The 26,021-nt window shown below is 53.7% G+C and carries 32 protein-coding genes, 3 tRNA genes and 4 rRNA genes; 7 read left to right on the top strand and 32 right to left on the bottom strand.

What is annotated here, in order from left to right:
- Positions 1-23: 23 nt before the first annotated feature.
- Complete coding sequence (locus tag EBL_RS01595; protein ID WP_002442128.1) at positions 24-1,292, bottom strand: 4-aminobutyrate--2-oxoglutarate transaminase; 1,269 nt, start codon at positions 1,290-1,292, stop codon at positions 24-26.
- 262 nt (positions 1,293-1,554) lie between these two features.
- Between EBL_RS01595 and EBL_RS01590 the strand changes: the two genes are divergently transcribed.
- Positions 1,555-1,776 carry a lipoprotein gene (locus EBL_RS01590; protein ID WP_014715741.1) on the top strand — a complete coding sequence of 74 codons (222 nt, stop codon included), beginning with the start codon at positions 1,555-1,557 and terminating at the stop codon, positions 1,774-1,776.
- A 98-nt stretch (positions 1,777-1,874) separates the two neighbouring features.
- Here the strand turns inward: EBL_RS01590 and rrf (EBL_RS01585) are convergent.
- The 7 genes from rrf (EBL_RS01585) to EBL_RS01555 all read right to left on the bottom strand — a co-directional run bounded on the left by rrf (EBL_RS01585) (position 1,875) and on the right by EBL_RS01555 (position 7,269).
- Positions 1,875-1,990: ribosomal RNA gene (gene rrf, locus EBL_RS01585) — 5S ribosomal RNA — on the bottom strand.
- A 40-nt stretch (positions 1,991-2,030) separates the two neighbouring features.
- Positions 2,031-2,106 (bottom strand) — tRNA-Thr (locus EBL_RS01580).
- 14 nt (positions 2,107-2,120) lie between these two features.
- Positions 2,121-2,236, bottom strand: a 5S ribosomal RNA gene (gene rrf, locus EBL_RS01575).
- Between the two features lie 95 nt (positions 2,237-2,331).
- Positions 2,332-5,235 (bottom strand): 23S ribosomal RNA (locus EBL_RS01570).
- Positions 5,236-5,397: 162 nt separating this feature from the next.
- A tRNA-Ala gene (locus EBL_RS01565) sits at positions 5,398-5,473 on the bottom strand.
- Positions 5,474-5,579: 106 nt separating this feature from the next.
- A tRNA-Ile gene (locus EBL_RS01560) sits at positions 5,580-5,656 on the bottom strand.
- A 71-nt stretch (positions 5,657-5,727) separates the two neighbouring features.
- Positions 5,728-7,269 (bottom strand): 16S ribosomal RNA (locus EBL_RS01555).
- The 16S, 23S and 5S rRNA genes sit together here with 3 tRNA genes alongside, the layout of an rRNA operon.
- A 476-nt stretch (positions 7,270-7,745) precedes the next feature.
- Here EBL_RS01555 and EBL_RS01550 point away from each other — a divergent pair.
- Positions 7,746-8,300, top strand: coding sequence for a gamma carbonic anhydrase family protein (locus EBL_RS01550; protein ID WP_002445336.1), 555 nt, complete (start codon positions 7,746-7,748; stop codon positions 8,298-8,300).
- On the opposite strand, the gene EBL_RS01545 is transcribed toward EBL_RS01550, so the two are convergent.
- Genes EBL_RS01545 through dprA form a run of 6 tightly spaced genes read right to left on the bottom strand, consistent with a single transcriptional unit; the run spans position 8,276 to position 12,084 of the window.
- Positions 8,276-8,533 (bottom strand): DUF1488 family protein, encoded by a 258-nt coding sequence (locus tag EBL_RS01545; protein ID WP_002445338.1) that lies wholly within the window; start codon positions 8,531-8,533, stop codon positions 8,276-8,278. The two genes, EBL_RS01550 and EBL_RS01545, sit on opposite strands and share 25 nt — an antisense overlap.
- Positions 8,530-9,348 (bottom strand): shikimate dehydrogenase, encoded by an 819-nt coding sequence (aroE, locus tag EBL_RS01540; protein WP_002445340.1) that lies wholly within the window; start codon positions 9,346-9,348, stop codon positions 8,530-8,532. Before aroE ends, EBL_RS01545 begins: the two co-directional genes overlap by 4 nt.
- Before the next feature lie 16 nt (positions 9,349-9,364).
- Entirely contained in the window at positions 9,365-9,937 is a 573-nt protein-coding gene (gene tsaC, locus EBL_RS01535; protein ID WP_002445342.1) for an L-threonylcarbamoyladenylate synthase type 1 TsaC, read from the bottom strand.
- Positions 9,927-10,484: a DNA topoisomerase family protein gene (locus EBL_RS01530; RefSeq protein ID WP_002445344.1), complete on the bottom strand. Its 558-nt coding sequence runs from the start codon at positions 10,482-10,484 to the stop codon at positions 9,927-9,929. The genes tsaC and EBL_RS01530 overlap by 11 nt, the downstream gene beginning before the upstream one ends.
- Positions 10,485-10,514: 30 nt before the next feature.
- Positions 10,515-10,988, bottom strand: coding sequence for a DUF494 family protein Smg (smg, locus tag EBL_RS01525; RefSeq protein WP_002445346.1), 474 nt, complete (start codon positions 10,986-10,988; stop codon positions 10,515-10,517).
- Positions 10,960-12,084 (bottom strand): DNA-protecting protein DprA, encoded by a 1,125-nt coding sequence (dprA, locus tag EBL_RS01520; RefSeq protein WP_002445347.1) that lies wholly within the window; start codon positions 12,082-12,084, stop codon positions 10,960-10,962. The genes smg and dprA overlap by 29 nt, the downstream gene beginning before the upstream one ends.
- Before the next feature lie 129 nt (positions 12,085-12,213).
- Here dprA and def point away from each other — a divergent pair, with 129 nt between their 5' ends.
- The 5 genes from def to mscL all read left to right on the top strand — a co-directional run bounded on the left by def (position 12,214) and on the right by mscL (position 17,024).
- Positions 12,214-12,726, top strand: a complete 513-nt coding sequence (gene def, locus EBL_RS01515; protein WP_002445348.1) for a peptide deformylase — start codon at positions 12,214-12,216, stop codon at positions 12,724-12,726.
- Positions 12,727-12,747: 21 nt separating this feature from the next.
- Positions 12,748-13,695 (top strand): methionyl-tRNA formyltransferase, encoded by a 948-nt coding sequence (gene fmt, locus EBL_RS01510; protein ID WP_002445349.1) that lies wholly within the window; start codon positions 12,748-12,750, stop codon positions 13,693-13,695.
- A gap of 69 nt (positions 13,696-13,764) precedes the next feature.
- Complete coding sequence (gene rsmB, locus EBL_RS01505; protein ID WP_002445350.1) at positions 13,765-15,054, top strand: 16S rRNA (cytosine(967)-C(5))-methyltransferase RsmB; 1,290 nt, start codon at positions 13,765-13,767, stop codon at positions 15,052-15,054.
- A gap of 47 nt (positions 15,055-15,101) precedes the next feature.
- Positions 15,102-16,478, top strand: coding sequence for a Trk system potassium transporter TrkA (gene trkA / locus EBL_RS01500; RefSeq protein WP_002445351.1), 1,377 nt, complete (start codon positions 15,102-15,104; stop codon positions 16,476-16,478).
- A 132-nt stretch (positions 16,479-16,610) separates the two neighbouring features.
- Positions 16,611-17,024: a large-conductance mechanosensitive channel protein MscL gene (gene mscL / locus EBL_RS01495; protein WP_002445352.1), complete on the top strand. Its 414-nt coding sequence runs from the start codon at positions 16,611-16,613 to the stop codon at positions 17,022-17,024.
- Here the strand turns inward: mscL and EBL_RS01490 are convergent.
- The 18 genes from EBL_RS01490 to rplE form a co-directional block, all read right to left on the bottom strand.
- Positions 16,999-17,238, bottom strand: a complete 240-nt coding sequence (locus EBL_RS01490; protein WP_002445353.1) for an alternative ribosome-rescue factor A — start codon at positions 17,236-17,238, stop codon at positions 16,999-17,001. The two genes, mscL and EBL_RS01490, sit on opposite strands and share 26 nt — an antisense overlap.
- Before the next feature lie 51 nt (positions 17,239-17,289).
- Positions 17,290-17,715 carry a Zn(2+)-responsive transcriptional regulator gene (zntR, locus tag EBL_RS01485; RefSeq protein ID WP_002445354.1) on the bottom strand — a complete coding sequence of 142 codons (426 nt, stop codon included), beginning with the start codon at positions 17,713-17,715 and terminating at the stop codon, positions 17,290-17,292.
- The gene (locus tag EBL_RS01480; RefSeq protein ID WP_002445355.1) at positions 17,715-18,083 is read right to left on the bottom strand and encodes a DnaJ family domain-containing protein; all 369 of its coding nucleotides are present in this window, start codon (positions 18,081-18,083) and stop codon (positions 17,715-17,717) included. The genes zntR and EBL_RS01480 overlap by 1 nt, the downstream gene beginning before the upstream one ends.
- A 102-nt stretch (positions 18,084-18,185) precedes the next feature.
- Positions 18,186-18,572: a 50S ribosomal protein L17 gene (gene rplQ / locus EBL_RS01475; RefSeq protein WP_002445356.1), complete on the bottom strand. Its 387-nt coding sequence runs from the start codon at positions 18,570-18,572 to the stop codon at positions 18,186-18,188.
- Between the two features lie 40 nt (positions 18,573-18,612).
- The gene (locus EBL_RS01470; RefSeq protein WP_002209013.1) at positions 18,613-19,602 is read right to left on the bottom strand and encodes a DNA-directed RNA polymerase subunit alpha; all 990 of its coding nucleotides are present in this window, start codon (positions 19,600-19,602) and stop codon (positions 18,613-18,615) included.
- Between the two features lie 25 nt (positions 19,603-19,627).
- Entirely contained in the window at positions 19,628-20,248 is a 621-nt protein-coding gene (rpsD, locus tag EBL_RS01465) for a 30S ribosomal protein S4 (protein ID WP_002445357.1), read from the bottom strand.
- Positions 20,249-20,281: 33 nt separating this feature from the next.
- Positions 20,282-20,671, bottom strand: coding sequence for a 30S ribosomal protein S11 (gene rpsK / locus EBL_RS01460; protein ID WP_001029684.1), 390 nt, complete (start codon positions 20,669-20,671; stop codon positions 20,282-20,284).
- Between the two features lie 16 nt (positions 20,672-20,687).
- Positions 20,688-21,044, bottom strand: a complete 357-nt coding sequence (rpsM, locus tag EBL_RS01455) for a 30S ribosomal protein S13 (RefSeq protein WP_002445358.1) — start codon at positions 21,042-21,044, stop codon at positions 20,688-20,690.
- Between the two features lie 145 nt (positions 21,045-21,189).
- Complete coding sequence (rpmJ, locus tag EBL_RS19540) at positions 21,190-21,306, bottom strand: 50S ribosomal protein L36 (RefSeq protein WP_000868187.1); 117 nt, start codon at positions 21,304-21,306, stop codon at positions 21,190-21,192.
- 31 nt (positions 21,307-21,337) lie between these two features.
- Positions 21,338-22,669 (bottom strand): preprotein translocase subunit SecY, encoded by a 1,332-nt coding sequence (gene secY, locus EBL_RS01450; protein ID WP_002445359.1) that lies wholly within the window; start codon positions 22,667-22,669, stop codon positions 21,338-21,340.
- A 7-nt stretch (positions 22,670-22,676) separates the two neighbouring features.
- The gene (rplO, locus tag EBL_RS01445; RefSeq protein WP_002445360.1) at positions 22,677-23,111 is read right to left on the bottom strand and encodes a 50S ribosomal protein L15; all 435 of its coding nucleotides are present in this window, start codon (positions 23,109-23,111) and stop codon (positions 22,677-22,679) included.
- 3 nt (positions 23,112-23,114) lie between these two features.
- The gene (gene rpmD / locus EBL_RS01440; protein WP_002438695.1) at positions 23,115-23,294 is read right to left on the bottom strand and encodes a 50S ribosomal protein L30; all 180 of its coding nucleotides are present in this window, start codon (positions 23,292-23,294) and stop codon (positions 23,115-23,117) included.
- Between the two features lie 6 nt (positions 23,295-23,300).
- Positions 23,301-23,801, bottom strand: coding sequence for a 30S ribosomal protein S5 (gene rpsE / locus EBL_RS01435; RefSeq protein ID WP_002445361.1), 501 nt, complete (start codon positions 23,799-23,801; stop codon positions 23,301-23,303).
- Positions 23,802-23,815: 14 nt separating this feature from the next.
- Positions 23,816-24,169, bottom strand: coding sequence for a 50S ribosomal protein L18 (gene rplR / locus EBL_RS01430; RefSeq protein WP_000358960.1), 354 nt, complete (start codon positions 24,167-24,169; stop codon positions 23,816-23,818).
- Between the two features lie 9 nt (positions 24,170-24,178).
- The gene (rplF, locus tag EBL_RS01425; protein ID WP_002445362.1) at positions 24,179-24,712 is read right to left on the bottom strand and encodes a 50S ribosomal protein L6; all 534 of its coding nucleotides are present in this window, start codon (positions 24,710-24,712) and stop codon (positions 24,179-24,181) included.
- A gap of 12 nt (positions 24,713-24,724) precedes the next feature.
- Positions 24,725-25,117, bottom strand: a complete 393-nt coding sequence (gene rpsH, locus EBL_RS01420; protein ID WP_002445363.1) for a 30S ribosomal protein S8 — start codon at positions 25,115-25,117, stop codon at positions 24,725-24,727.
- Between the two features lie 33 nt (positions 25,118-25,150).
- Positions 25,151-25,456, bottom strand: coding sequence for a 30S ribosomal protein S14 (gene rpsN, locus EBL_RS01415; RefSeq protein WP_002445366.1), 306 nt, complete (start codon positions 25,454-25,456; stop codon positions 25,151-25,153).
- Between the two features lie 14 nt (positions 25,457-25,470).
- Positions 25,471-26,010 (bottom strand): 50S ribosomal protein L5, encoded by a 540-nt coding sequence (rplE, locus tag EBL_RS01410; RefSeq protein WP_002445367.1) that lies wholly within the window; start codon positions 26,008-26,010, stop codon positions 25,471-25,473.
- Positions 26,011-26,021: the final 11 nt, after the last annotated feature.

The following is a 26,021-nucleotide window of genomic DNA, read 5'->3' as shown; positions in this document are numbered from 1 at the left end:
TTTTATTTCCTGTCGCAGGAGCGTCAGCGCGGGCTTTTCAGGATCCCGGTCAGAATGTTCAGCGCGCTGGCAAACTGGGCATCCGGAATGGTCAGCGGATACAAGAACCGGATAACGTTCCCGTGTATACCGCAGGTAAGCAGGATCAATTGCTGATCCAGCGCACGCTGCTGAATATCTTTCGCCACCTCCGGGGCCGGCGCACCGGTCTGAGGATCATTAAACTCTACGGCGATCATTGAGCCCCGCCCGCGGATCTGGGCAACCGCCGGGTTATGGCAGCCGGAAATCGCTTCACACAGCGTAGCCCCCAGCGTATTAGCCCGGGCGGCAAGCTGCTCTTCGGCGATAACATCCAGCACGGCATGGGCTGTGGCAATGGCTACCGGGTTACCGGCATACGTTCCCCCCAGCCCGCCAGGAGCCGGGGCATCCATTAACTCTGCACGCCCGGCCACCGCCGAAATCGGGAAGCCACCGCCCAGGCTCTTCGCCATTGTCATCAGGTCTGGTCTGGCTTGCGGATAGTATTCGCTGGCAAACATTTTACCGGTGCGGGCAAACCCGGACTGGATCTCATCAGCAATCAGTAAAATACCGTGCTGATCGCACAGACTACGCAGGGCGTTAACGAACTCTGCCGGTGCCACATTGAAGCCACCTTCCCCCTGAACCGGCTCATAGATAATCGCTGCCACCTGCTGTGGGGCAATATCGCAGTGGAAGATATCGTCCAGGCTTTGCAGCGCATCATCCACGCTGACACCGTGCAGGGCATTCGGATAACGGGCATGAAAGACAGAGCCCGGAAACGGGCCAAAGCCTGTCTTATACGGGGCGACCTTACCCGTTAGCGCCATCGTCAGCAGCGTACGGCCATGAAACGCCCCGGTAAAGGTAATCACCCCCGGCCGCCCGGTGGCTGCACGGGCTATTTTCACGGCGTTTTCGACCGCCTCTGCTCCGGTCGTAAAAAACGTGGTTTTCACTTCACCGTCAATCGGGACCAGGTCATTAAGCCGCTCTGCCAGCGAGATGTAGTTTTCATAAGGCACAACCTGAAACGCCGTATGGGTAAACAGATCCAGCTGCCGGTGCGCCGCCGCAATGACCTTCGGGTGCCGGTGCCCGGTATTAAGCACGGCAATCCCGGCGGCGAAATCCGTGTAGGTTTTACCTTCGGTATCCGTGATGGTGGCATTTTCTGCTGTGGCGGCCATAAACTGGCACATAACACCCACACCACGCGGTGTGGCGTTCAGACGGCGCTGCTGGACATTCTCATGACTCATGTTTATCTCCTCGTTGTCGGGGCAGGCGTACCTGGCGTATTCGCCTGAGATAACATGTTTGTAACCTTCGCAACCCGCGATCGCCAGAGCCAGTTTTTACTATTTGGGGGAACCACTTTTCACGCCTGCACTTATCTCCTTAATGTTTACAGTGGACACAATTTGATATTTTTCCGCCCTTATCTGGCCACAATCCAGGAGTAATATCAGCATATCGGGGAAAGCAGCGACTTTCCCGCTACTGGGTATAGAGAGGTGTAAGATGAAAAGAATGATAGCCGTCGCGGTACTGGCGACACTACTGGCGGGCTGCGCCCACGACTCCCCTTGTGTACCGGTTTACGACGATCAGGGCCGTCTGGTGCATACCAATACGTGTGTGAAAGGAACCACTCAGGATAACTGGGAAACGGCCGGGGCTATTGCCGGTGGAGCTGCCGCTGTCGCGGGTTTAACGCTGGGTATCGTGGCACTGACCAGATAACAGGTTCAGCAGGGGCCGCTACGGCCTCTGTTGGTGTCTGTCCGGATCCGGAAAAACAAAAAGCCCAGTCGCATGACTGGGCTTTTTGTCTAATTGATGTCTGACAGTTCCCTACTCTCGCATGGGGAGACCCCACACTACCATCGGCGCTACGGCGTTTCACTTCTGAGTTCGGCATGGGGTCAGGTGGGACCACCGCGCTACGGCCGTCAGACAAATTCTTTACTACGTGCCAAACTTTAACCCGTAAAAACTGGTGCTGATACCCAGAGTCGAACTGGGGACCTCACCCTTACCAAGGGTGCGCTCTACCAACTGAGCCATATCAGCACACTTAAATTGGAGCCTGGCAGTTCCCTACTCTCGCATGGGGAGACCCCACACTACCATCGGCGCTACGGCGTTTCACTTCTGAGTTCGGCATGGGGTCAGGTGGGACCACCGCGCTACGGCCGCCAGGCATATTCTGTTACCAACCCGCTTCCGCCGGTCAGTCTTATCTGTCACAAGCTGAATATCATCTCTGTCTTCACACCAAAACATCTTTGGCGTTGTAAGGTTAAGCCTCACGGTTCATTAGTACCGGTTAGCTCAATGCATCGCTGCACTTACACACCCGGCCTATCAACGTCGTCGTCTTCAACGTTCCTTCAGGAGACTTTAAGTCTCAGGGAGAACTCATCTCGGGGCAAGTTTCGTGCTTAGATGCTTTCAGCACTTATCTCTTCCGCATGTAGCTACCGGGCAATGCCATTGGCATGACAACCCGAACACCAGTGATGCGTCCACTCCGGTCCTCTCGTACTAGGAGCAGCCCCCCTCAGTTCTCCAGCGCCCACGGCAGATAGGGACCGAACTGTCTCACGACGTTCTAAACCCAGCTCGCGTACCACTTTAAATGGCGAACAGCCATACCCTTGGGACCTACTTCAGCCCCAGGATGTGATGAGCCGACATCGAGGTGCCAAACACCGCCGTCGATATGAACTCTTGGGCGGTATCAGCCTGTTATCCCCGGAGTACCTTTTATCCGTTGAGCGATGGCCCTTCCATTCAGAACCACCGGATCACTAAGACCTGCTTTCGCACCTGCTCGAGCCGTCACTCTCGCAGTCAAGCTAGCTTATGCCTTTGCACTAACCTCCTGATGTCCGACCAGGATTAGCTAACCTTCGTGCTCCTCCGTTACTCTTTGGGAGGAGACCGCCCCAGTCAAACTACCCACCAGACACTGTCCGCAACCCGGATTACGGGTCTACGTTAGAACATCAAACATTAAAGGGTGGTATTTCAAGGTTGGCTCCATGCAGACTGGCGTCCACACTTCAAAGCCTCCCACCTATCCTACACATCAAGGCTCAATGTTCAGTGTCAAGCTATAGTAAAGGTTCACGGGGTCTTTCCGTCTTGCCGCGGGTACACTGCATCTTCACAGCGAGTTCAATTTCACTGAGTCTCGGGTGGAGACAGCCTGGCCATCATTACGCCATTCGTGCAGGTCGGAACTTACCCGACAAGGAATTTCGCTACCTTAGGACCGTTATAGTTACGGCCGCCGTTTACCGGGGCTTCGATCAGGAGCTTCGCTTGCGCTGACCCCATCAATTAACCTTCCGGCACCGGGCAGGCGTCACACCGTATACGTCCACTTTCGTGTTTGCACAGTGCTGTGTTTTTAATAAACAGTTGCAGCCAGCTGGTATCTTCGACTGACTTCAGCTCCACCCGCAGGGGCTTCACCTACATGTCAGCGTGCCTTCTCCCGAAGTTACGGCACCATTTTGCCTAGTTCCTTCACCCGAGTTCTCTCAAGCGCCTTGGTATTCTCTACCTGACCACCTGTGTCGGTTTGGGGTACGATTTGATGTTACCTGATGCTTAGAGGCTTTTCCTGGAAGCAGGGCATTTGTTACTTCAGCACCGTAGTGCCTCGTCATCACGCCTCAGTGTTGAAGTGAACCGGATTTGCCTGGTCCACACACCTACACGCTTAAACCGGGACGACCGTCGCCCGGATAACATAGCCTTCTCCGTCCCCCCTTCGCAGTAACACCAAGTACAGGAATATTAACCTGTTTCCCATCGACTACGCCTTTCGGCCTCGCCTTAGGGGTCGACTCACCCTGCCCCGATTAACGTTGGACAGGAACCCTTGGTCTTCCGGCGTGCGGGTTTTTCACCCGCATTATCGTTACTTATGTCAGCATTCGCACTTCTGATACCTCCAGCAGTCCTCACAGACCACCTTCAACGGCTTACAGAACGCTCCCCTACCCAACAACACCTGAGTGTCGCTGCCGCAGCTTCGGTGCACAGTTTAGCCCCGTTACATCTTCCGCGCAGGCCGACTCGACCAGTGAGCTATTACGCTTTCTTTAAATGATGGCTGCTTCTAAGCCAACATCCTGGCTGTCTGGGCCTTCCCACATCGTTTCCCACTTAACTGTGACTTTGGGACCTTAGCTGGCGGTCTGGGTTGTTTCCCTCTTCACGACGGACGTTAGCACCCGCCGTGTGTCTCCCGTGATAACATTCTGTGGTATTCGTAGTTTGCATCGGGTTGGTAAGTCGGGATGACCCCCTAGCCGAAACAGTGCTCTACCCCCACAGATGAATTCACGAGGCGCTACCTAAATAGCTTTCGGGGAGAACCAGCTATCTCCCGGTTTGATTGGCCTTTCACCCCCAGCCACAAGTCATCCGCTAATTTTTCAACATTAGTCGGTTCGGTCCTCCAGTTAGTGTTACCCAACCTTCAACCTGCCCATGGCTAGATCACCGGGTTTCGGGTCTATACCCTGCAACTTAACGCCCAGTTAAGACTCGGTTTCCCTGCGGCTCCCCTATTCGGTTAACCTTGCTACAGAATATAAGTCGCTGACCCATTATACAAAAGGTACGCAGTCACACCCCGAAGGATGCTCCCACTGCTTGTACGTACACGGTTTCAGGTTCTTTTTCACTCCCCTCGCCGGGGTTCTTTTCGCCTTTCCCTCACGGTACTGGTTCACTATCGGTCAGTCAGGAGTATTTAGCCTTGGAGGATGGTCCCCCCATCTTCAGACAGGATATCACGTGTCCCGCCCTACTCATCGAGTTCACAACATGTGCATTTTCGTGTACGGGGCTTTCACCCTGTATCGCGCGACTTTCCAGACGCTTCCACTAACACACACGCTGATTCAGACTCTGGGCTGCTCCCCGTTCGCTCGCCGCTACTGGGGGAATCTCGGTTGATTTCTTTTCCTCGGGGTACTTAGATGTTTCAGTTCCCCCGGTTCGCCTCGTTAGCCTATGTATTCAGCTAACGATAGTGTGTCGAAACACACTGGGTTTCCCCATTCGGACATCGCCGGGTCAAAGGTTCATATCACCTCGCCGGCGCTTTTCGCAGATTAGCACGTCCTTCATCGCCTCTGACTGCCAGGGCATCCACCGTGTACGCTTAGTCGCTTAACCTCACAACCCGAAGATGTCTTCAGGTGTGATAATTTGAGAGACTCATAAACGCTTGCGCGTTTATTGTTTCAATTTTCAGCTTGTTCCAGATTTTTAAAGAGCAAAACTTCGCAACACACTTATTCAGTATGTTCTGAAGTTTTTTTATTTCCGAGCAGACGATGGTGGAGCTATGCGGGATCGAACCGCAGACCTCCTGCGTGCAAAGCAGGCGCTCTCCCAGCTGAGCTATAGCCCCATCGTAGCAACAACCCCGTGAACCTAATTTGCTGACTGACGCGGCGTAGTGAAGCGAAGCATACTGAAGTATGCGAGCTTTGCTACAACAAAGTCAGGGAGTAAATTGGTAGGCCTGAGTGGACTCGAACCACCGACCTCACCCTTATCAGGGGTGCGCTCTAACCACCTGAGCTACAAGCCTGCCGGAGTATTACTGCTCGTTATTTTCTATCAGACAATCTGTGTGAGCACTGAAAGGTTGTATCTTTAAGGTAAGGAGGTGATCCAACCGCAGGTTCCCCTACGGTTACCTTGTTACGACTTCACCCCAGTCATGAATCACAAAGTGGTAAGCGCCCTCCCGAAGGTTAAGCTACCTACTTCTTTTGCAACCCACTCCCATGGTGTGACGGGCGGTGTGTACAAGGCCCGGGAACGTATTCACCGTGGCATTCTGATCCACGATTACTAGCGATTCCGACTTCATGGAGTCGAGTTGCAGACTCCAATCCGGACTACGACGCACTTTATGAGATCCGCTTGCTCTCGCGAGGTCGCTTCTCTTTGTATGCGCCATTGTAGCACGTGTGTAGCCCTGGTCGTAAGGGCCATGATGACTTGACGTCATCCCCACCTTCCTCCAGTTTATCACTGGCAGTCTCCCCTGAGTTCCCACCCGAAGTGCTGGCAACAGAGGATAGGGGTTGCGCTCGTTGCGGGACTTAACCCAACATTTCACAACACGAGCTGACGACAGCCATGCAGCACCTGTCTCATAGCTCCCGAAGGCACCAAGGCATCTCTGCCAAGTTCTATGGATGTCAAGACCAGGTAAGGTTCTTCGCGTTGCATCGAATTAAACCACATGCTCCACCGCTTGTGCGGGCCCCCGTCAATTCATTTGAGTTTTAACCTTGCGGCCGTACTCCCCAGGCGGTCAACTTAACGCGTTAGCTCCGGAAGCCACGCCTCAAGGGCACAACTTCCAAGTTGACATCGTTTACGGCGTGGACTACCAGGGTATCTAATCCTGTTTGCTCCCCACGCTTTCGCACCTGAGCGTCAGTCTTCGTCCAGGGGGCCGCCTTCGCCACCGGTATTCCTCCAGATCTCTACGCATTTCACCGCTACACCTGGAATTCTACCCCCCTCTACGAGACTCAAGCTGACCAGTTTCAAATGCAGTTCCCAGGTTAAGCCCGGGGATTTCACATCTGACTTAATCAACCGCCTGCGTGCGCTTTACGCCCAGTAATTCCGATTAACGCTTGCACCCTCCGTATTACCGCGGCTGCTGGCACGGAGTTAGCCGGTGCTTCTTCTGCGGGTAACGTCAATTGCTGAGGTTATTAACCTCAACACCTTCCTCCCCGCTGAAAGTACTTTACAACCCGAAGGCCTTCTTCATACACGCGGCATGGCTGCATCAGGCTTGCGCCCATTGTGCAATATTCCCCACTGCTGCCTCCCGTAGGAGTCTGGACCGTGTCTCAGTTCCAGTGTGGCTGGTCATCCTCTCAGACCAGCTAGGGATCGTCGCCTAGGTGAGCCGTTACCCCACCTACTAGCTAATCCCATCTGGGCACATCCGATGGTATGAGGCCCGAAGGTCCCCCACTTTGGTCTTGCGACATTATGCGGTATTAGCTACCGTTTCCAGTAGTTATCCCCCTCCATCAGGCAGTTTCCCAGACATTACTCACCCGTCCGCCACTCGTCAGCAAATCAGCAAGCTGATTTCTGTTACCGTTCGACTTGCATGTGTTAAGCCTGCCGCCAGCGTTCAATCTGAGCCATGATCAAACTCTTCAATTCAAAGTTTGATGCTCAAAGAATTAAACTGTTTATTCGTAATGAATTAACTGTTAGTCACTCTTGAGACTTGATAATCATTTTTCGTCTTGCGACGTTAAGATATCAGTGCCTTAGAGTGCCCACACAGATTGTCTGATAAATTGTTAAAGAGCAGTGCGACGCGCTTGGCGCTCTGTCGCGAGGTGGCGTATGTTACGCTTTCCTCTTTCAGAGTCAACCCTGAATTTCAGGATTTTTTCTCTTTGCTGACTCAACATCCTGTGAAGTGATTCACGTTGTCGGGTCAACGGAGGCGCATTATAGGGATCCCATTTTTTTGCACAAGTGTTTTTTAGATCTTTTTGCTCGCCCGCTTAGTTTTTACGCATTACGCCGCAATCCTGTACGATTACGCTTATAAAGCCCCCTTTTCCCCCTTGCAGATGGCTAAAAAAACGCCCAAAGTTTGTTTTTCATCTTTTCCCCGGAGATAAACCATGGCTGATGTACTGCGCCCTTATAAAGATCTGTTCCCCACGACCGGACACCGGGTCATGCTCGATCCCTCCAGTGTCGTTATCGGCGATGTCCGCCTGGCCGATGATGTCAGTATCTGGCCTCTGGTGGTGATCCGCGGGGATGTCAATTATGTGTCGGTAGGGGCCCGTACCAATATTCAGGACGGCAGCGTACTGCATGTTACGCACAAATCCACCAGCAACCCACAGGGAAACCCGCTGCTGATCGGCGAGGATGTCACCGTGGGCCATAAAGTTATGCTGCACGGCTGCACCATTGGTAACCGTGTTCTGGTCGGCATGGGATCTATTTTGCTGGACGGGGCCGTCATCGGGGATGACGTCATGATAGGTGCCGGCAGCCTGGTCCCGCAGCATAAACACCTGGAGAGCGGCTACCTGTATTTAGGCAGCCCGGTAAAACAGATTCGGCCACTGAAAGAGAGTGAACTGGAAGGGCTGCGTTATTCCGCGAATAACTATGTCAGCTGGAAAAATGACTATCTGGATCAGGGTAGCCAGAGCCAGCCCTGATCGTCAAAAGCATCGACGGCTATCAGCGCTTCTGCCTCTTCTTCCAGATCCCAGCGGCTGGCGCGGAATTGCGCCAGCCAGAATGCCGGAGTGCCGCCACCAAACCGGCGGCGCAACGACTCTTCGCTGATTGCGCAGGTGAGCGGCATTCCGTTGACCTGGACCGGGAAGCAAAGCGCCTGGCTATCGGCTTCCCACGCTTCACGGTCCGGGAATAAAATCGCCTGGTTCATACGGCCAGCTCGCGCTGCAGGCTCGCAACGACCGGGGCAATCTCCGGCATCACACCATGCCACAGTAATACCGCATGGGCCGCCTGCCCCACCAGCATGCCCAGGCCATCCGCATAGTGCCGCGCCCCCTGCTCATGGCACCAGCGCAGAAACGGCGTTAACCCCTGCTGATAAAACATGTCATAGCAGCGTACATCCGGGTTAATCAGTGAGGCAGGAATGGCAGGAATATCTCCCGCAATGCCACTTGATGTGGCATTGATGATTAAGTCAAAAGACTGCCCTGCCAGGGCATCCGCCATAACCGCCTGAATCTGCCCTTTTGCGGTGAACGCATCAGCCAGATCCCGGGCGCGGGAAAATGTCCGGTTGGTTATCGTCACCGCACATCCCGCATCCAGCAGTGGCAGGATCACGCCACGCGCGGCCCCACCGGCCCCCACCAGCAGGACACGGTAGCCGGGCTGAATCAGCCCCCGGCGCTCCAGATCGCTTAGCAAGCCAATACCGTCCGTGTTATCCCCAAGGATAGTGCCGTCATCCAGCCGTTTCAGCGTATTTACGGCCCCTGCGGCCCGGGCCCGTTCGGTTAAGTGGTCCGCCCGGGCAAATGCCTGCTCTTTAAAAGGCACCGTGACGTTCGCCCCTTCTCCCCCGGCGGCAAAAAAGTGCTCCAGCGCCGGAATAAAACCATCCACCGGGGCCAGAACCCGGCCATAGGGATAGTGGATATTCAACTGTCGGGCAAATAGCTGATGGATCAGCGGCGACTTGCTGTGGGCGATGGGGTTGCCGAATACGGCGTATTTTTCCATAGGGTTATCCATTATCTCATCCCTGGCGGAACTGTTCGCCGGTCAGCGCATCGCGAATTTCCGACGGGTTCTGACGCCCGCCGGTCGCGCCATCCAGCACCGGGAAATGCTCACCAAATTGCGCAATAACTTCCGCGGTGGTCCGGCAGGGGGGTTGCCCGGTCAGATTGGCACTGGTCGACACCAGTGGCTTGCCAAATGCCTGGCAGAGTTCAATCACCAGCGGGTGATTCGTGACTCTCACAGCCAGAGAGTCAAAACGCCCCGTTAACCAGCGGGGTGTCGAAGGCCGCGCCGGGAAGACAAAGGTCACCGGGCCCGGCCAGCAGTCAAAAATGGCCGACCGCTGCGCGGCTGTCAGCATGCTGTCGTCAATATAGGGTTTCAGCTGTTCAAAACTGGCAGCAATCAGAATCAGCCCTTTTTCTACCGGGCGCTGCTTCAGCGCCAGCAGGCGCATAACGGCCTGTTCACTGTCCGGGTCGCAACCGACACCAAATACAGCTTCTGTGGGATATGCGATGACTTCTTTATTATTCAGAACACGGACTATCTCAGACAGACGTGTTTCAGGCAGGTTATTCTTCACGGGTTTGTTCCGCCGTTACCGGCTTTCCACATTGTTTACTGGCACAAAAACGCTTTATGCCCTGGGAGGTTTTCTTTTCGATCAGTAGCGGATAGTGGCACTCAGGGCACTCTCCCGCAACCGGGGTAAAATTAATGGCAAACTGGCACTCCGGGTAGCGATCACAGGCGTGGAATGTTTTCCCGTAGCGCGAGCGGCGCTGGATCAGGTGGCCCTTCCGGCACTGAGGACACTGAATAGCCGTTTCATCCGGCTTGTCGATAACCTCGGTATGTTCGCACTCCGGGTAGCGGCTACACCCAATGAACATGCCAAATCGCCCCTGGCGCAGTACCAGCGTGGCCTGGCACTCGGGGCACTGGTAGCCATCCAGCTCTTTAATGATATGTCCGTCAGCCTGGGATTTTAGCGGGCGAATATAGTCACATTCGGGATAGTTCGAACAGCCGAGAAACGGGCCATGTTTGCCACTGCGGTAAGCCAGTTCAGCCCCGCACTGTGGGCAGGGCTCCTGGTTACGTGTTGTAAAGAGGGACTCTTTGCTCATAGTAACTCTTGCCGACATCAATATAGAATTTCAGTGCAGCATACCTTCATTAGCTTCAAAGAGTAATTCTTCCATTTGCTGATAGGCATTCTCACAACCGGGAATATTGAACAATACCATCAGAACCACCCACTTCAGGTCTTCCAGTTCAAATTCGTCGGTATCCAGCGCCAGAATACGCTCAATCACCATTTCCCGGGTATCGAGATTTAGCACCTGTATTTGCTCAAGAAACAGTAAAAAACCGCGGCAGCTGGCATCCAGGCGCTGGCACTCTTCCGGGGTAAAAATGCGCATAGAGAGGGGGTCAGCCGCCAGCTGCATAGGGGCGACCAGCCCTTCCTGATAGTCGGCCAGTTTCTCCAGCCACATTAACGCATTGTAGATATCTTCCCGCTCAAAGCCTGCATCGGCCAGATCATGAGTCAGTTTGTCCTGGTCAACACGCAGTTCAGTTTCGCTCTGGATCCAGGTTTCAAACAGATAGATTAGTACGTCGAACATGGCATGCCCTCCTTAATCGGACATAGCCGCCGGGTACTGCTGCGATCCACCCTGCTAACTCCAGTTCAAGCAGCTGCGCTACCGTCACTGACACAGGTTGGCCGGCACGTTCAGCGACGACGTCAACAGGTGTTACCTCATCTCCTACGTTAGCCAACAGCTCCGGAAATGGCAATGGAGGCACCTGATGATTTCGTGAATAATTCACCGATTCCGCAGGAAGGGACAAACGCTGTTGCTCATTTGGTAAATGTTGATAAATATCGGCAGGTTCAGTGACCGGAATAGCCCCCTGCTTGAGTAACCAGTGCGGGCCTTCACTGCCCGGGTTTCCCAGCGGCCCCGGCAGGGCGAAAACGTCCCGCCCCTGCTCAAGCCCATAGCGCGCTGTCACCAGGGAGCCACTGCGTATACCCGCCTCAACCACCAGAACACCAAGGCTCAGGCCGCTGATTATCCGGTTACGCCGGGGGAAATTCGCCGCAACGGGGGGAGCGCCCAGCGGCAACTCCGAGACAACAGCGCCACCTTGTTCATAAATCTGGCGGGCCAGTTGCTGGTGGCGCCGGGGATAATAGTCCGGCAGCCCGTTCCCCAGTACCGCAATGGTCTTGCCGCCTACCTCCAGCGCTCCGCGATGCGCAATACCATCAATCCCCAGCGCCAGACCGCTGGTAACAGTGATACCGCTGGCGGCAAGCGCGCCACTCAGTAACCGCCCCCAGCGCTCCCCGTACCAGCTGTGCTGGCGACTCCCTACGATCGCTATCTGTGGGGTAGATAAAAGCGCCGGATCGCCTTCCACAAACAGCGCGCCGGGAAACCAGTCAATGGCCCTGAGCCGGGGCGGATATAACGGGTCGCTGGCGCAAATCAGATGATGATCCGGATGCGCCAGCCAGCACAATGTGCGCTCAATGCTTTGCTCTGAATACTGGTAAAACCGCGCCTTCTGGGCGGCAGAAAACCCGACAGTTTGTAGTGCGATATCCAGCGGCTGCGCGTGTCTGGCCACGCTGTCTACCACTTTCAGCATCTTAGCGCCACTGAGGGACTGAACCGCCAGCAAGCGTAGCCATAACTCGGTCAACTCCATGGATTTCTCCCTGCCATAAGCTATAAAAGCAATCCTTGCGATTGGTCATCGATGCTGTCAATCAGGCCGGGAAATGTCTAGAATAGAGTTAATAAAGATTCCATTACCTGAACACAGCTCTGGATAACTATGTCAGTCTTGCACGTTTTACATTTCCCGGACGAGCGGCTTCGCACTGTTGCCGAACCGGTCAAAGAAGTTAATGCAGAAATTCAGCGTATCGTTGATGATATGTTCGAAACGATGTACGCCGAGGAAGGTATCGGCCTTGCGGCCACGCAGGTAGATATCCATCAGCGTATTATCGTGATTGATATTTCTGAACACCACAATCAGCAACTGGTGCTCATCAACCCGGAGCTGCTGGAAAAAAGCGGTGAAACCGGAATTGAAGAAGGTTGCCTTTCTGTACCGGAACAGCGCGCACTGGTGCCCCGGGCAGAAAAAGTAAAAATTCGCGCCCTCGACCGTGACGGCAACACATTCGAACTCGAAGCAGATGACCTGCTGGCAATTTGTATCCAGCATGAAATGGATCACCTGATGGGTAAACTGTTTGTGGATTATCTGTCACCGCTCAAGCGCCAGCGTATTCGCCAGAAGGTTGAGAAGCTGGATCGCATGAAAGCGCGCGAGGCGTAGTCAGTCTCAAAAGGGATAACCGTGTCCGAACCATTACGTATTATTTTTGCCGGTACGCCGGATTTTGCAGCGCGTCATCTTGACGCGCTGTTGTCGTCTCATCACCAGGTGGTTGGGGTTTTCACCCAGCCCGATCGCCCGGCCGGGCGCGGCAAAAAGCTCATGCCCAGCCCGGTAAAAGTGCTGGCAGAAGAAAAACAGCTGCCGGTGTTCCAGCCCGTATCCCTGCGCCCGGAAGAAAACCAGCGCCTGGTGTCTGATCTGCAGGCCGATCTGATGGTGGTCGTGGCCTACGGTCTTATTCTGCCCAAAGCCGTGCTGGATATGCCGCGCCTGGGTTGTATTAACGTTCACGGCTCGCTATTACCGCGCTGGCGCGGTGCCGCGCCCATTCAGCGTTCACTGTGGGCCGGGGACAGCGAAACCGGCGTGACCATTATGCAGATGGACGTGGGCCTGGATACCGGCGATATGCTGTATAAACTGGCCTGCCCAATCACCGCCGGGGATACCAGCGCCAGCCTGTACGACAAATTAGCCGGGCTCGGTCCCCAGGGCCTGCTTCACACCCTGGATCAGCTGGCGGCAGGCACAGCCAGACCAGAAGTGCAGAATGAAGCGCTGGTCACTTACGCTGAGAAACTCAGCAAAGAAGAAGCGCGCCTTAACTGGACGCTCAGCGCCGCTCAGCTTGAGCGCTGCATCCGGGCCTTTAACCCCTGGCCGGTCAGTTATTTCATGATTGAGGAGCAGCCGGTTAAAGTCTGGCAGGCCTCCGTGATCACCGGCAGCACCACACACGCGCCCGGCACCATTCTGCAGGCGGGTAAAGACGGCATTCAGGTTGCCACCGCAGACGGTATTCTGAATATAGAAACGCTGCAGCCCGCCGGTAAAAAGCCCATGGCGGCCCGGGATCTGTTAAATTCCCGCAAAGACTGGTTCAGCCCCGGAAATATCCTGGCCTGAGGCCCCCGCTTATTTCGCCCGGTTTAACCGGGCATTTTATTTATTACAGGTCCATACCTGAGCGCGACTATGAAAAAAACCATAAACCTTCGCAGCCTCGCTGCCCAGGCCCTTGAGCAGGTTGTTGAGAAGGGCCAGTCACTCAGTGCGGTGCTGCCCCCGCTCCAGCAAAAAGTTTCCGACAAAGATAAAGCGCTGCTGCAGGAACTGTGTTTTGGCGTGCTGCGTACACTGCCGCGCCTTGAATGGCTGGTCGGCCAGTTGATGTCCCGCAAGATGACCGGCAAACAGCGCACCGTGCACTATCTGATTCTGGTGGGGATTTATCAGCTACTGTATACCCGCATTCCGCCCCATGCCGCGCTGGCAGAGACCGTGGAAGGCGCCGTAGCCATTAAGCGCCCGGCCTTTAAAGGGGTCATTAACGGCGTATTACGCCAGTTCCAGCGCCAGCAGGATGCGCTACTGGCTGAAGCCGACAGCCAGGAAATCCGCTTCCTGCACCCGGGCTGGTTACTCAAACGCCTGCGCGCCGCCTACCCCACACAGTGGGAAGCGGTGGTTGAGGCCAATAACCAGCGCCCGCCGATGTGGCTGCGGGTTAACCGCCAGCACCACACCCGCGATGCCTGGCTGGCCTTGCTGAATGACGCCGGGCATGTGGCCTACCCGCACCCGGACTATTCTGATGCGCTACGCCTTGAATCCCCGTTACCGGTGCATCAGTTGCCGGGTTTCGATCAGGGCTGGGTGACCGTGCAGGACGCCTCTGCCCAGGGGTGTGTAGATCTTCTTGATCCACAGAACGGCGAGGAGATCCTCGATTTGTGTGCGGCCCCCGGCGGGAAAACCACACATATTCTGGAGGCCGCCCCCGGGGCAAATGTACTGGCTGTGGATGTTGACCCCCAGCGCCTCAGACGCGTCAGTGAAAACCTGGCCCGCCTGCAGATGCAGGCGGAAGTAAAATGTGGCGATGGCCGCTATCCACAGCAGTGGTGTGGCGACAGGCTCTTCGATCGGATCCTGCTGGATGCCCCCTGCTCTGCCACCGGCGTGATCCGCCGCCATCCGGATATTAAATGGCTGCGCCGCGATACGGATATTGCCGATCTGGCGCAGCTGCAGGGTGAAATTCTCGACGCCATCTGGCCCCGGCTGAAAACCGGTGGCACCCTGGTTTATGCTACCTGCTCGGTACTGCCGGATGAGAACAGCCAGCAGATAGCGGCTTTCCTGGCCCGGCATCCGGAAGCTACACTGGTAGAAACGGGAACGCCGGAACAACCCGGGCGGCAGAATCTCCCGGCGGCGGAAGAAGGTGATGGCTTCTTCTATGCGAAACTCATCAAGGGCTGAGCCGCCAGCGCGCGGTAAATCCATTACTCAATGATGTTTAAAATTCAATGAAAATCATTATATTAGGCGCAGGCCAGGTGGGTGGAACCCTGGCAGAAAACCTGGTTGGCGAGAATAACGACATCACGATTGTCGATACCAACAGCGACCGTTTGCGTGGCCTGCAGGATAAGTTTGACCTGCGGGTTATTCAGGGCCACGGCTCACACCCGCGGGTTCTGCGCGAGGCCGGGGCAGATGATGCGGATATGCTGGTTGCGGTAACCAGCTCCGATGAAACCAATATGATCGCCTGCCAGGTGGCATATACCCTGTTTAACACCCCCAACCGTATTGCCCGTATCCGTGCGCCGGACTACGTGCGCGATGCGGAAAAACTCTTTACCCCGGAAGCGGTGCCCATTGACCACCTGATCGCCCCCGAGCAGCTGGTGATCGATAACATCTACCGGCTGATTGAATACCCGGGCGCCCTGCAGGTGGTAAATTTTGCCGAGGGTAAAGTCAGCCTTGCGGTGGTGAACGCCTATTACGGTGGCCCACTGGTGGGGAATGCTTTATCGACCCTGCGCGAGCATATGCCCCATATCGATACCCGCGTTGCCGCTATTTTCCGCCACGATCGCCCCATCCGCCCCCAGGGCTCTACCATTGTGGAAGCCGGTGATGAGGTCTTCTTTATTGCGGCCTCCCAGCATATCCGGGCGGTTATGAGTGAGCTGCAGCGGCTGGAAAAACCCTACAAGCGGATCATGCTGGTAGGCGGCGGTAATATCGGTGCTGGTCTTGCGAAAAAGCTGGAAAAAGACTACAGCGTGAAACTGATCGAGCGGGATCAAAAGCGCGCGGCCGAGCTGGCGGAAAAACTTCAGGACACTATTGTTTTCTTTGGCGATGCCTCCGATCAGGAGTTACTGGCCGAAGAGCATATTGATCAGATCGATCTGTTTATTGCTGTCACCAACGATGATGAAGCGAACATCATGTCCGCGATGCTTGCCAAGCGCATGGGCGCCAAAAAAGTGATGGTGCTCATCCAGCGCCGGGCTTATGTGGACCTGGTGCAGGGCAGTGTTATTGATATTGCCATCTCCCCGCAGCAGGCAACCATTTCGGCTCTGCTTGGCCATGTGCGTAAAGCGGATATCGTTGGCGTATCTTCCCTGCGCCGCGGGGTTGCGGAAGCTATCGAAGCAGTAGCACACGGGGATGAAAGCACCTCCCGGGTGGTTGGCCGGGAGATCAATGAGATCAAGCTGCCGCCGGGGACAATTATTGGCGCGGTGGTGCGGGGTAACGATGTGATGATCGCCAATGCGAACCTGCGTATCGAGCAGGGGGATCACGTTATTATGTTCCTTACTGATAAGAAGTTTATCAGCGATGTGGAGCGGTTATTCCAGCCGAGTCCTTTTTTCCTGTAAATCAGGCGCTAGAGGCCGTATTTTACCGGACCGTATATTAAGAAAGATAAAAACTGGCTTATTTTCTGACGCAATGGAAAATAGCCAGTCCTTTGTTAAAATTATTAAATTCAGTGGTGCAAGGAGATAACAATGAGTCTGTTAAAAGAGTTTCGCGAGTTCGCAATGCGCGGGAATGTGGTCGATCTTGCGGTCGGTGTGATTATTGGTGCAGCGTTTGGCAAAATCGTCTCCTCACTGGTTGCCGATATCATTATGCCGCCGCTGGGGCTTTTAATTGGCGGGATCGATTTTAAACAGTTTGCCGTGACACTACGCCCGGCGGAAGGCGATATTCCGGCGGTGGTCATGCATTACGGTGTGTTTATTCAGAATGTCTTCGATTTTGTCATTGTCGCGTTTGCCATCTTCATGGCCATCAAAGTGATCAATAAACTGAATCGCAAGAAAGAAGAGCCAGCTGCCGCCCCGGCAGAGCCGACCAAAGAAGAAGCGTTGCTGGGCGAAATCCGCGACCTGCTTAAAGAGCAGAACAAACGCAGCTAAACGCGCCTGATACCAGAAGGCCAGTGGTAAATAAGCGCTTCGCTTGCTTGCCACTGGCCTCCAGTCCTTTCCCCTTCGCAAATTTTTCTTTCCGGCTGTAACTTCCTTTCCCTTTGCGGTTTTTCTCTACCCGCTGGCGAAATAACGGATCGTGCAGTAATGCCTGCAGGGCGCTGTCGTTAATCTGGCCCTTCTTATGCTGATAACGGCTCATATATGCCTCCTGGTGAAATTGTGTGCATCATGCGCCGGGTAAAGGCAGAAATCAAGCGTCTGTTGACTGCCCGCTGGCGCCCCGTTCAAGGGTTTCAAGGATCGAGCAATACACGCTGCTGTGAGCGGTGCCGCAGCAGGTATCGTCCAGCTTTTTCAGCGAGGCACGCATCAGCTCAAGCTCGCGGATACGCTGTTCCACCTCATCTAATCTGGCGCGGACTATGGTCTTCGACTCCTGGCAGGTATGGTGCTCAGGATCAATGCGGATAGACAGCAGCTCCCGGATAGCCTCAAGAGTGAATCCTAACTGCTTGGCATAACGAATAAACTTAAGCCGCTGAAGATCCTGCTCAGTGTAGAGACGAAACCCGCCTTCTGTGCGCACCTCATGCGCCATCATCTGCTGCTTTTCGTAGTAGCGGATAGTATCCGGTGTCACGCCGGCCAGTTTTGCCAGTTCACCAATGCGGTACATTACTGATCCTCCATTTTCTTCAGCAATTGCTGTGCATATTCACCGTGCAGAAAGTCGGTACTGATCCCCGCCTGGCGCAGTTTCAGCTCCAGCAGGGTAAGGCGTTTACTGAGTGCCTGGTAATCCGGGTGATCCTGATGCACGGTTTTCAGAAGATCTGAAAGTTCCAGCGCCTCTTTGCGCTGGGCCAGTTCTGGTGGCAGGCAGCCGGCATTTTTCAGTAAACGGTATCCGGCCCGCAGCGCTTCAGGCACATGGGAATCATCATCAAGGATCAGGGGCTCACCGGCACCGGGGAGATTGTCAAACTGGCCATCACGCTGGGCTTCCTGAATATGGCGCTCAGCCCAGGCATCAAGTAACCACATGATAGGGCTCCATAACGGAAAAGATGGCAGTTAGTGTATACGGTTCCTGAAAGACGGGCATAAAAAAACCCCGCAAGCGGGGTTTTTTTACGTTACTGCAAATTACTCTGCAGCAGCTTCTGCTTTCGGCTCTGCGCGATCAACCAGCTCGATGTATGCCATCGGCGCATTGTCACCAGAACGGAAGCCACACTTCAGAATGCGAGTGTAACCACCGGTACGGCTCGCGAAACGCGGGCCCAGCTCGTTAAACAGTTTTGCCACGATCTCGTTATCACGAGTACGGGCGAATGCCAGACGACGATTAGCAACGCTATCAGTCTTGGCAAGAGTAATCAGCGGCTCAACTACGCGGCGCAGCTCTTTCGCTTTAGGCAGGGTCGTCTTGATGATCTCATGACGAACCAGTGAACCTGCCATATTGCGGAACATAGCCTGGCGATGGCTGCTGTTGCGGTTCAGTTGACGACCACTCTTACGATGGCGCATGACCTTATCCTTCTCAGTAAAACCTTAACCTGTGATCCGGTTACTCGTCAGCAATGCTTGCCGGCGGCCAGTTTTCCAGGCGCATGCCCAGAGACAGACCACGTGAGGCCAGCACGTCTTTAATCTCGGTAAGAGATTTTTTACCCAGGTTCGGCGTTTTCAGCAACTCAACCTCGGTACGCTGTACCAGATCACCGATATAGTGGATAGCTTCTGCCTTGAGGCAGTTAGCAGAGCGGACAGTCAATTCCAGATCGTCAACAGGGCGCAGCAGGATCGGATCGAACTCTGGTTTCTCTTCTTTCACTTCCGGCTGACGTACATCACGTAAATCAACGAAAGCTTCCAGTTGTTCAGCCAGAATGGTTGCCGCACGACGAATCGCCTCTTCAGGATCGATTGTGCCGTTGGTTTCCATTTCGATGACCAGCTTGTCCAGGTCGGTACGCTGCTCAACGCGCGCTGCTTCAACATTGTAGGCAATACGCTCTACAGGGCTGTAGCAGGCGTCGACCAGCAGACGGCCGATTGGGCGCTCATCTTCTTCCGAATGAATTCGGGCAGAGGCCGGCACATAACCACGACCGCGCTGAACTTTGATACGCATATTGATAGATGCGTTCTCATCGGTCAGGTGGCAGATCACGTGCTGCGGCTTGACGATTTCGACATCACCGTCGTGGGTAATGTCGGCTGCAGTCACAGGGCCAATGCCAGATTTATTCAAGGTAAGAATAACTTCATCTTTACCCTGAACTCTCACCGCCAGCCCTTTCAGGTTGAGCAGGATTTCCAGGATATCTTCCTGTACGCCTTCTTTGGTGCTGTACTCGTGCAGTACACCATCAATCTCAACCTCAGTTACCGCACAACCCGGCATCGATGAGAGCAGAATACGGCGCAGTGCGTTACCCAAAGTATGGCCAAAGCCACGCTCTAATGGTTCAAGGGTCACCTTGGCGTGCGTCGAACTCACTTGCTCGATATCTACCAGGCGCGGTTTTAGAAACTCTGTCACAGAACCCTGCATTGTGTCCTCTCTTTGGTACTAAGCTTTACTTGGAGTAAAGCTCGACGATCAGGTGTTCGTTAATGTCCGCAGACAGATCAGAACGTTCCGGCTTACGCTTAAACGTACCTTCCATCTTGCCAGCATCAACTTCCAGCCAGGTTGGCTTTTCACGCTGCTCAGCCAGCTCCAGAGCTGCTTTCACGCGAGATTGCTTTTTCGCTTTCTCACGAATGCTTACAACGTCATTCGCTTTAACCTGATAAGAAGCGATGTTAACAACACGACCGTTTACCATGATAGCTTTGTGGCTAACCAGCTGACGTGATTCAGCACGAGTGGCGCCGAAGCCCATACGGTATACAACGTTGTCCAGACGACCTTCCAGCAGAGCTAACAGGTTTTCACCGGTGTTGCCTTTCAGACGTGCTGCTTCTTTATAGTAGTTACGGAACTGACGCTCCAGCACACCGTAGATACGGCGAACTTTTTGCTTTTCACGCAACTGCACACCATAGTCAGACAGACGCGGTTTACGCGCACCGTGCTGGCCAGGAGCTTGTTCAATTTTACACTTGGTATCGATCGCGCGAACGCCAGACTTAAGGAATAAGTCGGTGCCCTCACGACGGCTCAGCTTGAGCTTAGGACCCAAATATCTTGCCATTTTCTTTCTCCAACTAACCTGGAAAACGCAGCGTTATACGCGACGTTTTTTCGGCGGACGACAACCGTTATGAGGGATCGGAGTCACATCAGTAATGTTAGTGATGCGGAAACCAGCGGCGTTCAGAGCACGAATAGTAGATTCGCGACCCGGACCCGGACCTTTAACCATAACTTCCAGATTCTTGATGCCGTATTCTTTTACTGCATCAGCGCAACGCTCTGCCGCAACCTGAGCTGCGAACGGAGTGGATTTGCGAGAACCACGGAAACCGGAACCACCGGCAGTTGCCCAACCCAGCGCGTTACCCTGACGATCAGTAATGGTAACGATGGTGTTGTTGAAAGAAGCATGGATATGAGCCACGCCGTCAGAGACTTGTTTTCTTACACGTTTACGTGCACGAATTGGTGCCTTTGCCATTATTCAATCACCCCGATTATTTCTTGATCGGTTTGCGCGGACCCTTACGGGTACGTGCGTTGGTCTTGGTACGCTGACCGCGAACCGGGAGACCACGACGATGACGCAAACCGCGATAGCAACCAAGATCCATCAGGCGCTTGATGCTCATGCTGATTTCACGGCGCAGATCACCTTCAACGACAAATTTGGCAACTTCGTCACGCAGCGTGTCGATTTGTCCTTCAGACAGCTCACTGATCTTAACACTTTCAGCGATACCCGCTGCAGCCAGGATGGCTTTAGAACGGGTCTTGCCGATACCATAGATCGAAGTTAATGCGATCACGGCATGTTTCTGATCAGGAATGTTAATGCCTGCTATACGGGCCACTATGCACTCCTACTATTGATTAGTACGCCCCATGCTGAAAAGCCCGTTTTCAGGATACTCAAATGGAAACGTACAGACATACAAAAGATTGGCTGGCTAATCTAGCCAGCTCAACCCAACTTTGCAAGAAAAATATGCGAGATAATCAGCCTTGACGCTGTTTATGCTTCGGTTCGGCGCTGCAAATCACGCGAATAACACCATCACGCTTAACGATTTTGCAGTTACGACATAATTTCTTGACGGAAGCACGAACTTTCATTTTTACTCTCCGTAACTTCTCAAGCGACCAATTAACGGCCGTAGCCTTTCAGGTTCGCCTTCTTCAATGCAGACTCGTACTGACTTGACATCATCAGAGTTTGCACTTGAGCCATAAAGTCCATAATCACGACAACAACGATAAGCAGGGACGTACCACCGAAGTAGAACGGTACTTTCATTGCATCACGCATGAACTCCGGGATCAGGCAGATAAAAGTAATATATAACGCGCCGATCAGGGTCAGACGAGTCATCACTTTATCGATGTACTTCGCCGTTTGCTCTCCCGGACGAATTCCTGGTACAAATGCACCGGACTTCTTCAGGTTATCTGCTGTCTCACGCGGGTTGAAAACCAACGCCGTGTAGAAGAAACAGAAGAAGATGATTGCAGACGCATAGAGTAACACATAAAGCGGTTGCCCTGGCTGCAAATACAGCGAAATTGTTGACAGCCAGTTCCAACCGGTCCCGCCCCCGAACCATGACGCGATGGTCGCCGGGAACAGAATGATGCTAGAAGCAAAGATAGCAGGGATTACACCGGCCATATTCACTTTCAGCGGTAAATGTGTGCTCTGTGCTGCATAAACGCGACGTCCTTGCTGGCGTTTTGCATAGTTAACGACAATACGGCGTTGACCACGCTCTACAAACACCACGAAGAAGGTAACCGCGAATACTAATACTGCAACCAGCAACAACAGAAGGAAGTGCAGGTCGCCTTGCCGCGCTTGCTCGATGGTATGGCCAATGGCCGGCGGTAAGCCCGCAACGATACCCGCGAAGATAATGATCGAAATACCGTTACCGATACCCCGTTCAGTAATCTGTTCACCCAGCCACATCAGGAACATTGTCCCGGTCACCAGGCTCACAACAGCGGTGAAATAGAATGCAAAGCCTGGATTTAACACCAGGCCCTGCATACCAGGCATATTCGGCAGACCGGTCGCAATACCGACCGACTGGAATATTGCCAGCACCAGAGTACCGTAGCGGGTGTACTGGCTTATCTTACGACGGCCAGACTCCCCTTCTTTCTTCAGTTCTGCCAGGGCCGGATGGACCACCGTCAGAAGCTGCACAATAATAGATGCCGAAATATACGGCATGATACCCAGTGCGAAGATTGAAGCACGGCTGAGAGCACCACCAGAGAACATGTTAAACATTTCAATGATGGTGCCACGCTGTTGATCAAGCAATTTGGCAAGTACAGCGGCATCAATACCAGGGATCGGAATAAAAGAGCCAATACGGAATACAATCAGTGCGCCAATTACAAACAACAGTCTGCGCTTCAGCTCACCGAAACCGCCTTTAGCACTTTGAAAATCTAATCCCGGTTGTTTTGCCATCTGCTACTTATTCCTCGATTTTACCGCCAGCAGCTTCGATAGCAGCACGAGCGCCTTTAGTCACGCGCAGGCCGCGAACAGTTACCGGACGAGCAACCTCGCCAGACAGGATCACTTTCGCGAACTCGATCTGGATACCGATAATGTTTGCTGCTTTCAGCGTATTCAGGTCAACTACGTCGCCTTCTACTTTAGCCAGATCGGAGAGACGAATCTCTGCAGTGATCGCAGCTTTGCGAGAAGTGAAACCGAATTTCGGCAGACGACGGTACAGTGGCATCTGGCCACCTTCGAAACCGCGACGTACGCCACCGCCAGAACGAGACTTCTGACCTTTGTGACCACGACCACCGGTTTTACCGAGGCCAGAACCGATACCACGGCCCAGACGCTTAGTGGACTGCTTAGACCCTTCGGCCGGAGACAGAGTATTTAAACGCATCTCTTACTCCTCAACTTTAACCATGTAGGAAATCGCGTTAACCATACCGCGGACCGCAGGAGTATCCTCGCGTTCTACAGTGTGGCCAATACGACGCAGACCCAGGCCAAGCAGCGTTGCCTTGTGTTTCGGCAGACGACCGATTGCACTGCGGGTTTGAGTGATTTTAATAGTCTTTGCCATGGTCAATTACCCCAGAATTTCTTCAACGGATTTACCACGCTTGGCAGCGACCATTTCCGGAGATTTCATATTTTCCAGACCATCGATAGTTGCACGAACCACGTTAATCGGGTTGGTGGAACCATACGCTTTAGCCAGAACGTTACGAACTCCAGCGACTTCCAGAACGGCGCGCATTGCACCACCGGCGATGATACCGGTACCTTCGGAAGCCGGCTGCATGAACACGCGAGAACCCGTGTGAGTACCCTTAACCGGGTGCTGCAGGGTGCCGTGGTTCAGCGCGACGTTAATCATATTGCGACGGGCTTTTTCCATCGCTTTCTGGATCGCTGCTGGAACTTCACGCGCTTTACCGTAACCAAAACCAACGCGACCGTTACCATCGCCAACTACAGTCAGAGCTGTGAAGGAGAAAATACGACCACCTTTAACGGTTTTAGATACGCGGTTTACCGCGATCAGCTTTTCCTGCAGTTCGCCAGCTTGTTTTTCGATGTGAGCCATCTTACACCTCTACCTTAGAACTGAAGGCCAGCTTCACGGGCAGCATCTGCCAGTGCCTGGACACGACCATGATATTGGAACCCGGAACGGTCAAAGGACACATCTTTGATGCCTTTTTCCAGAGCGCGTTCTGCAACAGCTTTACCTACAGCTGCGGCGGCGTCTTTGTTACCGGTGTACTTCAGTTGTTCCGCGATAGCTTTTTCTACAGTAGAAGCGGCCACCAGAACTTCAGAACCGTTCGGTGCGATTACCTGGGCGTAAATATGACGCGGGGTACGATGTACCACCAGGCGAGTCGCGCCAAGCTCCTGGAGCTTGCGACGTGCGCGGGTCGCACGACGGATACGAGCAGATTTCTTATCCATAGTGTTACCTTACTTCTTCTTAGCCTCTTTGGTACGCACGACTTCGTCGGCGTAACGAACACCCTTGCCTTTGTAAGGCTCAGGACGACGGTAGGCGCGCAGATCAGCTGCAACCTGACCGATCACCTGCTTATCAGCGCCTTTCAGCACGATTTCAGTTTGAGTCGGGCATTCTGCAGTGATGCCAGCCGGCAGCTGATGTTCAACGGGATGAGAGAAACCCAGAGACAGGTTTACTACATTCCCTTTGACCGCTGCACGATAACCTACACCAACCAGCTGCAATTTCTTGGAGAAGCCTTCGGTAACACCGATTACTGCGGAGTTCAGCAACGCACGAGCAGTACCTGCCTGTGCCCAGCCGTCTGCATAACCATCACGCGGACCAAAGGTCAGGTGATTGTCAGCATTTTTAACTTCTACAGCGTCGTTGATAGTACGAGTCAGCTCGCCATTTTTACCTTTGATCGTGATAACCTGACCGTTGATTTTTACATCAACACCGGCAGGAATGACGATCGGTGCTTTAGCAACACGAGACATTCTTTCCTCCGATTAGGCTACGTAGCAGATAATTTCGCCACCAAGACCAGCCTGGCGCGCTGCACGATCAGTCATAACACCTTTAGAGGTAGAAATAACAGCGATACCCAGTCCAGCCATAACTTTCGGCAGTTCGTCTTTGCGCTTATAAATGCGCAGACCAGGACGGCTAACACGCTGAATGCTTTCTACCACTGACTTGCCCTGGAAGTACTTCAGAGTAACTTCCAGTTCAGGCTTGGTGTCGCCTTCAACTTTAAAATCTTCAATATAACCTTCTTCCTTCAGCACGTTGGCAATTGCCACTTTCAGCTTGGAGGAAGGCATGGTGACCGCAACTTTGTTCGCGGCCTGACCGTTACGGATACGGGTCAGCATATCCGCGATCGGATCTTGCATGCTCATCTGTGTCTACTCCCGTGATTCTATTGGTGACAATTACCAGCTAGCCTTTTTCAGACCCGGAATTTCACCGCGCATAGCGGCTTCACGGACCTTGATACGGCTCAACCCGAATTTCCGCAGGAAACCGTGCGGACGACCAGTTTGGCGGCAGCGGTTACGCTGACGAGACGGGCTGGAATCACGCGGCAGACTCTGCAGCTTGAGAACAGCGTTCCAGCGATCTTCGTCGGATGCGTTAGCATCAGAAATGATCGCTTTGAGTTCTGCGCGTTTCGCGAAGAATTTTTCAGCCAAAGCTTCGCGTTTTTCTTCGCGAGCTTTCATTGATTGCTTAGCCATGAAGTAACCCTACCTTACTTGCGGAACGGGAAGTCAAAGGCAGCCAGCAGAGCACGGCCTTCATCATCAGTTTTCGCAGTAGTGGTAATGGTGATATCCAAACCACGAACGCGATCGACTTTGTCATAGTCGATTTCTGGGAAGATGATCTGCTCACGGACACCCATGCTGTAGTTGCCACGACCGTCGAAAGACTTAGCGGAAAGACCGCGGAAGTCACGGATACGAGGAACAGCAATAGTGATCAGGCGCTCAAAGAACTCCCACATGCGTTCGCCACGCAGAGTTACTTTACAGCCGATCGGATAGCCCTGACGGATTTTGAAGCCTGCAACAGATTTGCGTGCTTTGGTGATCAGCGGTTTTTGACCGGAGATTGCTGTCAGATCAGCTGCTGCGTTATCCAGCAGTTTTTTGTCAGCGATCGCTTCACCAACACCCATGTTCAGGGTGATCTTCTCGACCCGAGGGACTTGCATGACAGAATTGTAGTTGAACTGAGTCATCAGTTTAGCAACTACTTCGTCTTTGTAGTAATCATGCAGTTTCGCCATCGTACTACTCC

This window comes from Shimwellia blattae DSM 4481 = NBRC 105725 (genome assembly GCF_000262305.1).
Taxonomy (GTDB): Bacteria; Pseudomonadota; Gammaproteobacteria; order Enterobacterales; family Enterobacteriaceae; genus Shimwellia; species Shimwellia blattae.
The sequence above is the reverse complement of the archived record's forward strand: the minus strand, read 5'-3'. Positions and strand labels throughout refer to the sequence as shown.

Coding starts and splice junctions, on each gene's coding strand:
- EBL_RS01595 (WP_002442128.1), bottom strand. CDS start 1,292: ATGAGTCATGAGAATGTCCAGCAGCGCCGTCTGAACGCCACACCGCGT.
- EBL_RS01590 (WP_014715741.1), top strand. CDS start 1,555: ATGAAAAGAATGATAGCCGTCGCGGTACTGGCGACACTACTGGCGGGC.
- EBL_RS01550 (WP_002445336.1), top strand. CDS start 7,746: ATGGCTGATGTACTGCGCCCTTATAAAGATCTGTTCCCCACGACCGGA.
- EBL_RS01545 (WP_002445338.1), bottom strand. CDS start 8,533: ATGAACCAGGCGATTTTATTCCCGGACCGTGAAGCGTGGGAAGCCGAT.
- aroE (WP_002445340.1), bottom strand. CDS start 9,348: ATGGAAAAATACGCCGTATTCGGCAACCCCATCGCCCACAGCAAGTCG.
- EBL_RS01530 (WP_002445344.1), bottom strand. CDS start 10,484: ATGAGCAAAGAGTCCCTCTTTACAACACGTAACCAGGAGCCCTGCCCA.
- smg (WP_002445346.1), bottom strand. CDS start 10,988: ATGTTCGACGTACTAATCTATCTGTTTGAAACCTGGATCCAGAGCGAA.
- dprA (WP_002445347.1), bottom strand. CDS start 12,084: ATGGAGTTGACCGAGTTATGGCTACGCTTGCTGGCGGTTCAGTCCCTC.
- def (WP_002445348.1), top strand. CDS start 12,214: ATGTCAGTCTTGCACGTTTTACATTTCCCGGACGAGCGGCTTCGCACT.
- rsmB (WP_002445350.1), top strand. CDS start 13,765: ATGAAAAAAACCATAAACCTTCGCAGCCTCGCTGCCCAGGCCCTTGAG.
- trkA (WP_002445351.1), top strand. CDS start 15,102: ATGAAAATCATTATATTAGGCGCAGGCCAGGTGGGTGGAACCCTGGCA.
- mscL (WP_002445352.1), top strand. CDS start 16,611: ATGAGTCTGTTAAAAGAGTTTCGCGAGTTCGCAATGCGCGGGAATGTG.
- EBL_RS01490 (WP_002445353.1), bottom strand. CDS start 17,238: ATGAGCCGTTATCAGCATAAGAAGGGCCAGATTAACGACAGCGCCCTG.
- zntR (WP_002445354.1), bottom strand. CDS start 17,715: ATGTACCGCATTGGTGAACTGGCAAAACTGGCCGGCGTGACACCGGAT.
- EBL_RS01480 (WP_002445355.1), bottom strand. CDS start 18,083: ATGTGGTTACTTGATGCCTGGGCTGAGCGCCATATTCAGGAAGCCCAG.
- rplQ (WP_002445356.1), bottom strand. CDS start 18,572: ATGCGCCATCGTAAGAGTGGTCGTCAACTGAACCGCAACAGCAGCCAT.
- EBL_RS01470 (WP_002209013.1), bottom strand. CDS start 19,602: ATGCAGGGTTCTGTGACAGAGTTTCTAAAACCGCGCCTGGTAGATATC.
- rpsD (WP_002445357.1), bottom strand. CDS start 20,248: ATGGCAAGATATTTGGGTCCTAAGCTCAAGCTGAGCCGTCGTGAGGGC.
- rpsK (WP_001029684.1), bottom strand. CDS start 20,671: ATGGCAAAGGCACCAATTCGTGCACGTAAACGTGTAAGAAAACAAGTC.
- rpmJ (WP_000868187.1), bottom strand. CDS start 21,306: ATGAAAGTTCGTGCTTCCGTCAAGAAATTATGTCGTAACTGCAAAATC.
- secY (WP_002445359.1), bottom strand. CDS start 22,669: ATGGCAAAACAACCGGGATTAGATTTTCAAAGTGCTAAAGGCGGTTTC.
- rplO (WP_002445360.1), bottom strand. CDS start 23,111: ATGCGTTTAAATACTCTGTCTCCGGCCGAAGGGTCTAAGCAGTCCACT.
- rpmD (WP_002438695.1), bottom strand. CDS start 23,294: ATGGCAAAGACTATTAAAATCACTCAAACCCGCAGTGCAATCGGTCGT.
- rpsE (WP_002445361.1), bottom strand. CDS start 23,801: ATGGCTCACATCGAAAAACAAGCTGGCGAACTGCAGGAAAAGCTGATC.
- rplR (WP_000358960.1), bottom strand. CDS start 24,169: ATGGATAAGAAATCTGCTCGTATCCGTCGTGCGACCCGCGCACGTCGC.
- rplF (WP_002445362.1), bottom strand. CDS start 24,712: ATGTCTCGTGTTGCTAAAGCACCGATCGTCATTCCTGCCGGTGTTGAT.
- rpsH (WP_002445363.1), bottom strand. CDS start 25,117: ATGAGCATGCAAGATCCGATCGCGGATATGCTGACCCGTATCCGTAAC.
- rpsN (WP_002445366.1), bottom strand. CDS start 25,456: ATGGCTAAGCAATCAATGAAAGCTCGCGAAGAAAAACGCGAAGCTTTG.
- rplE (WP_002445367.1), bottom strand. CDS start 26,010: ATGGCGAAACTGCATGATTACTACAAAGACGAAGTAGTTGCTAAACTG.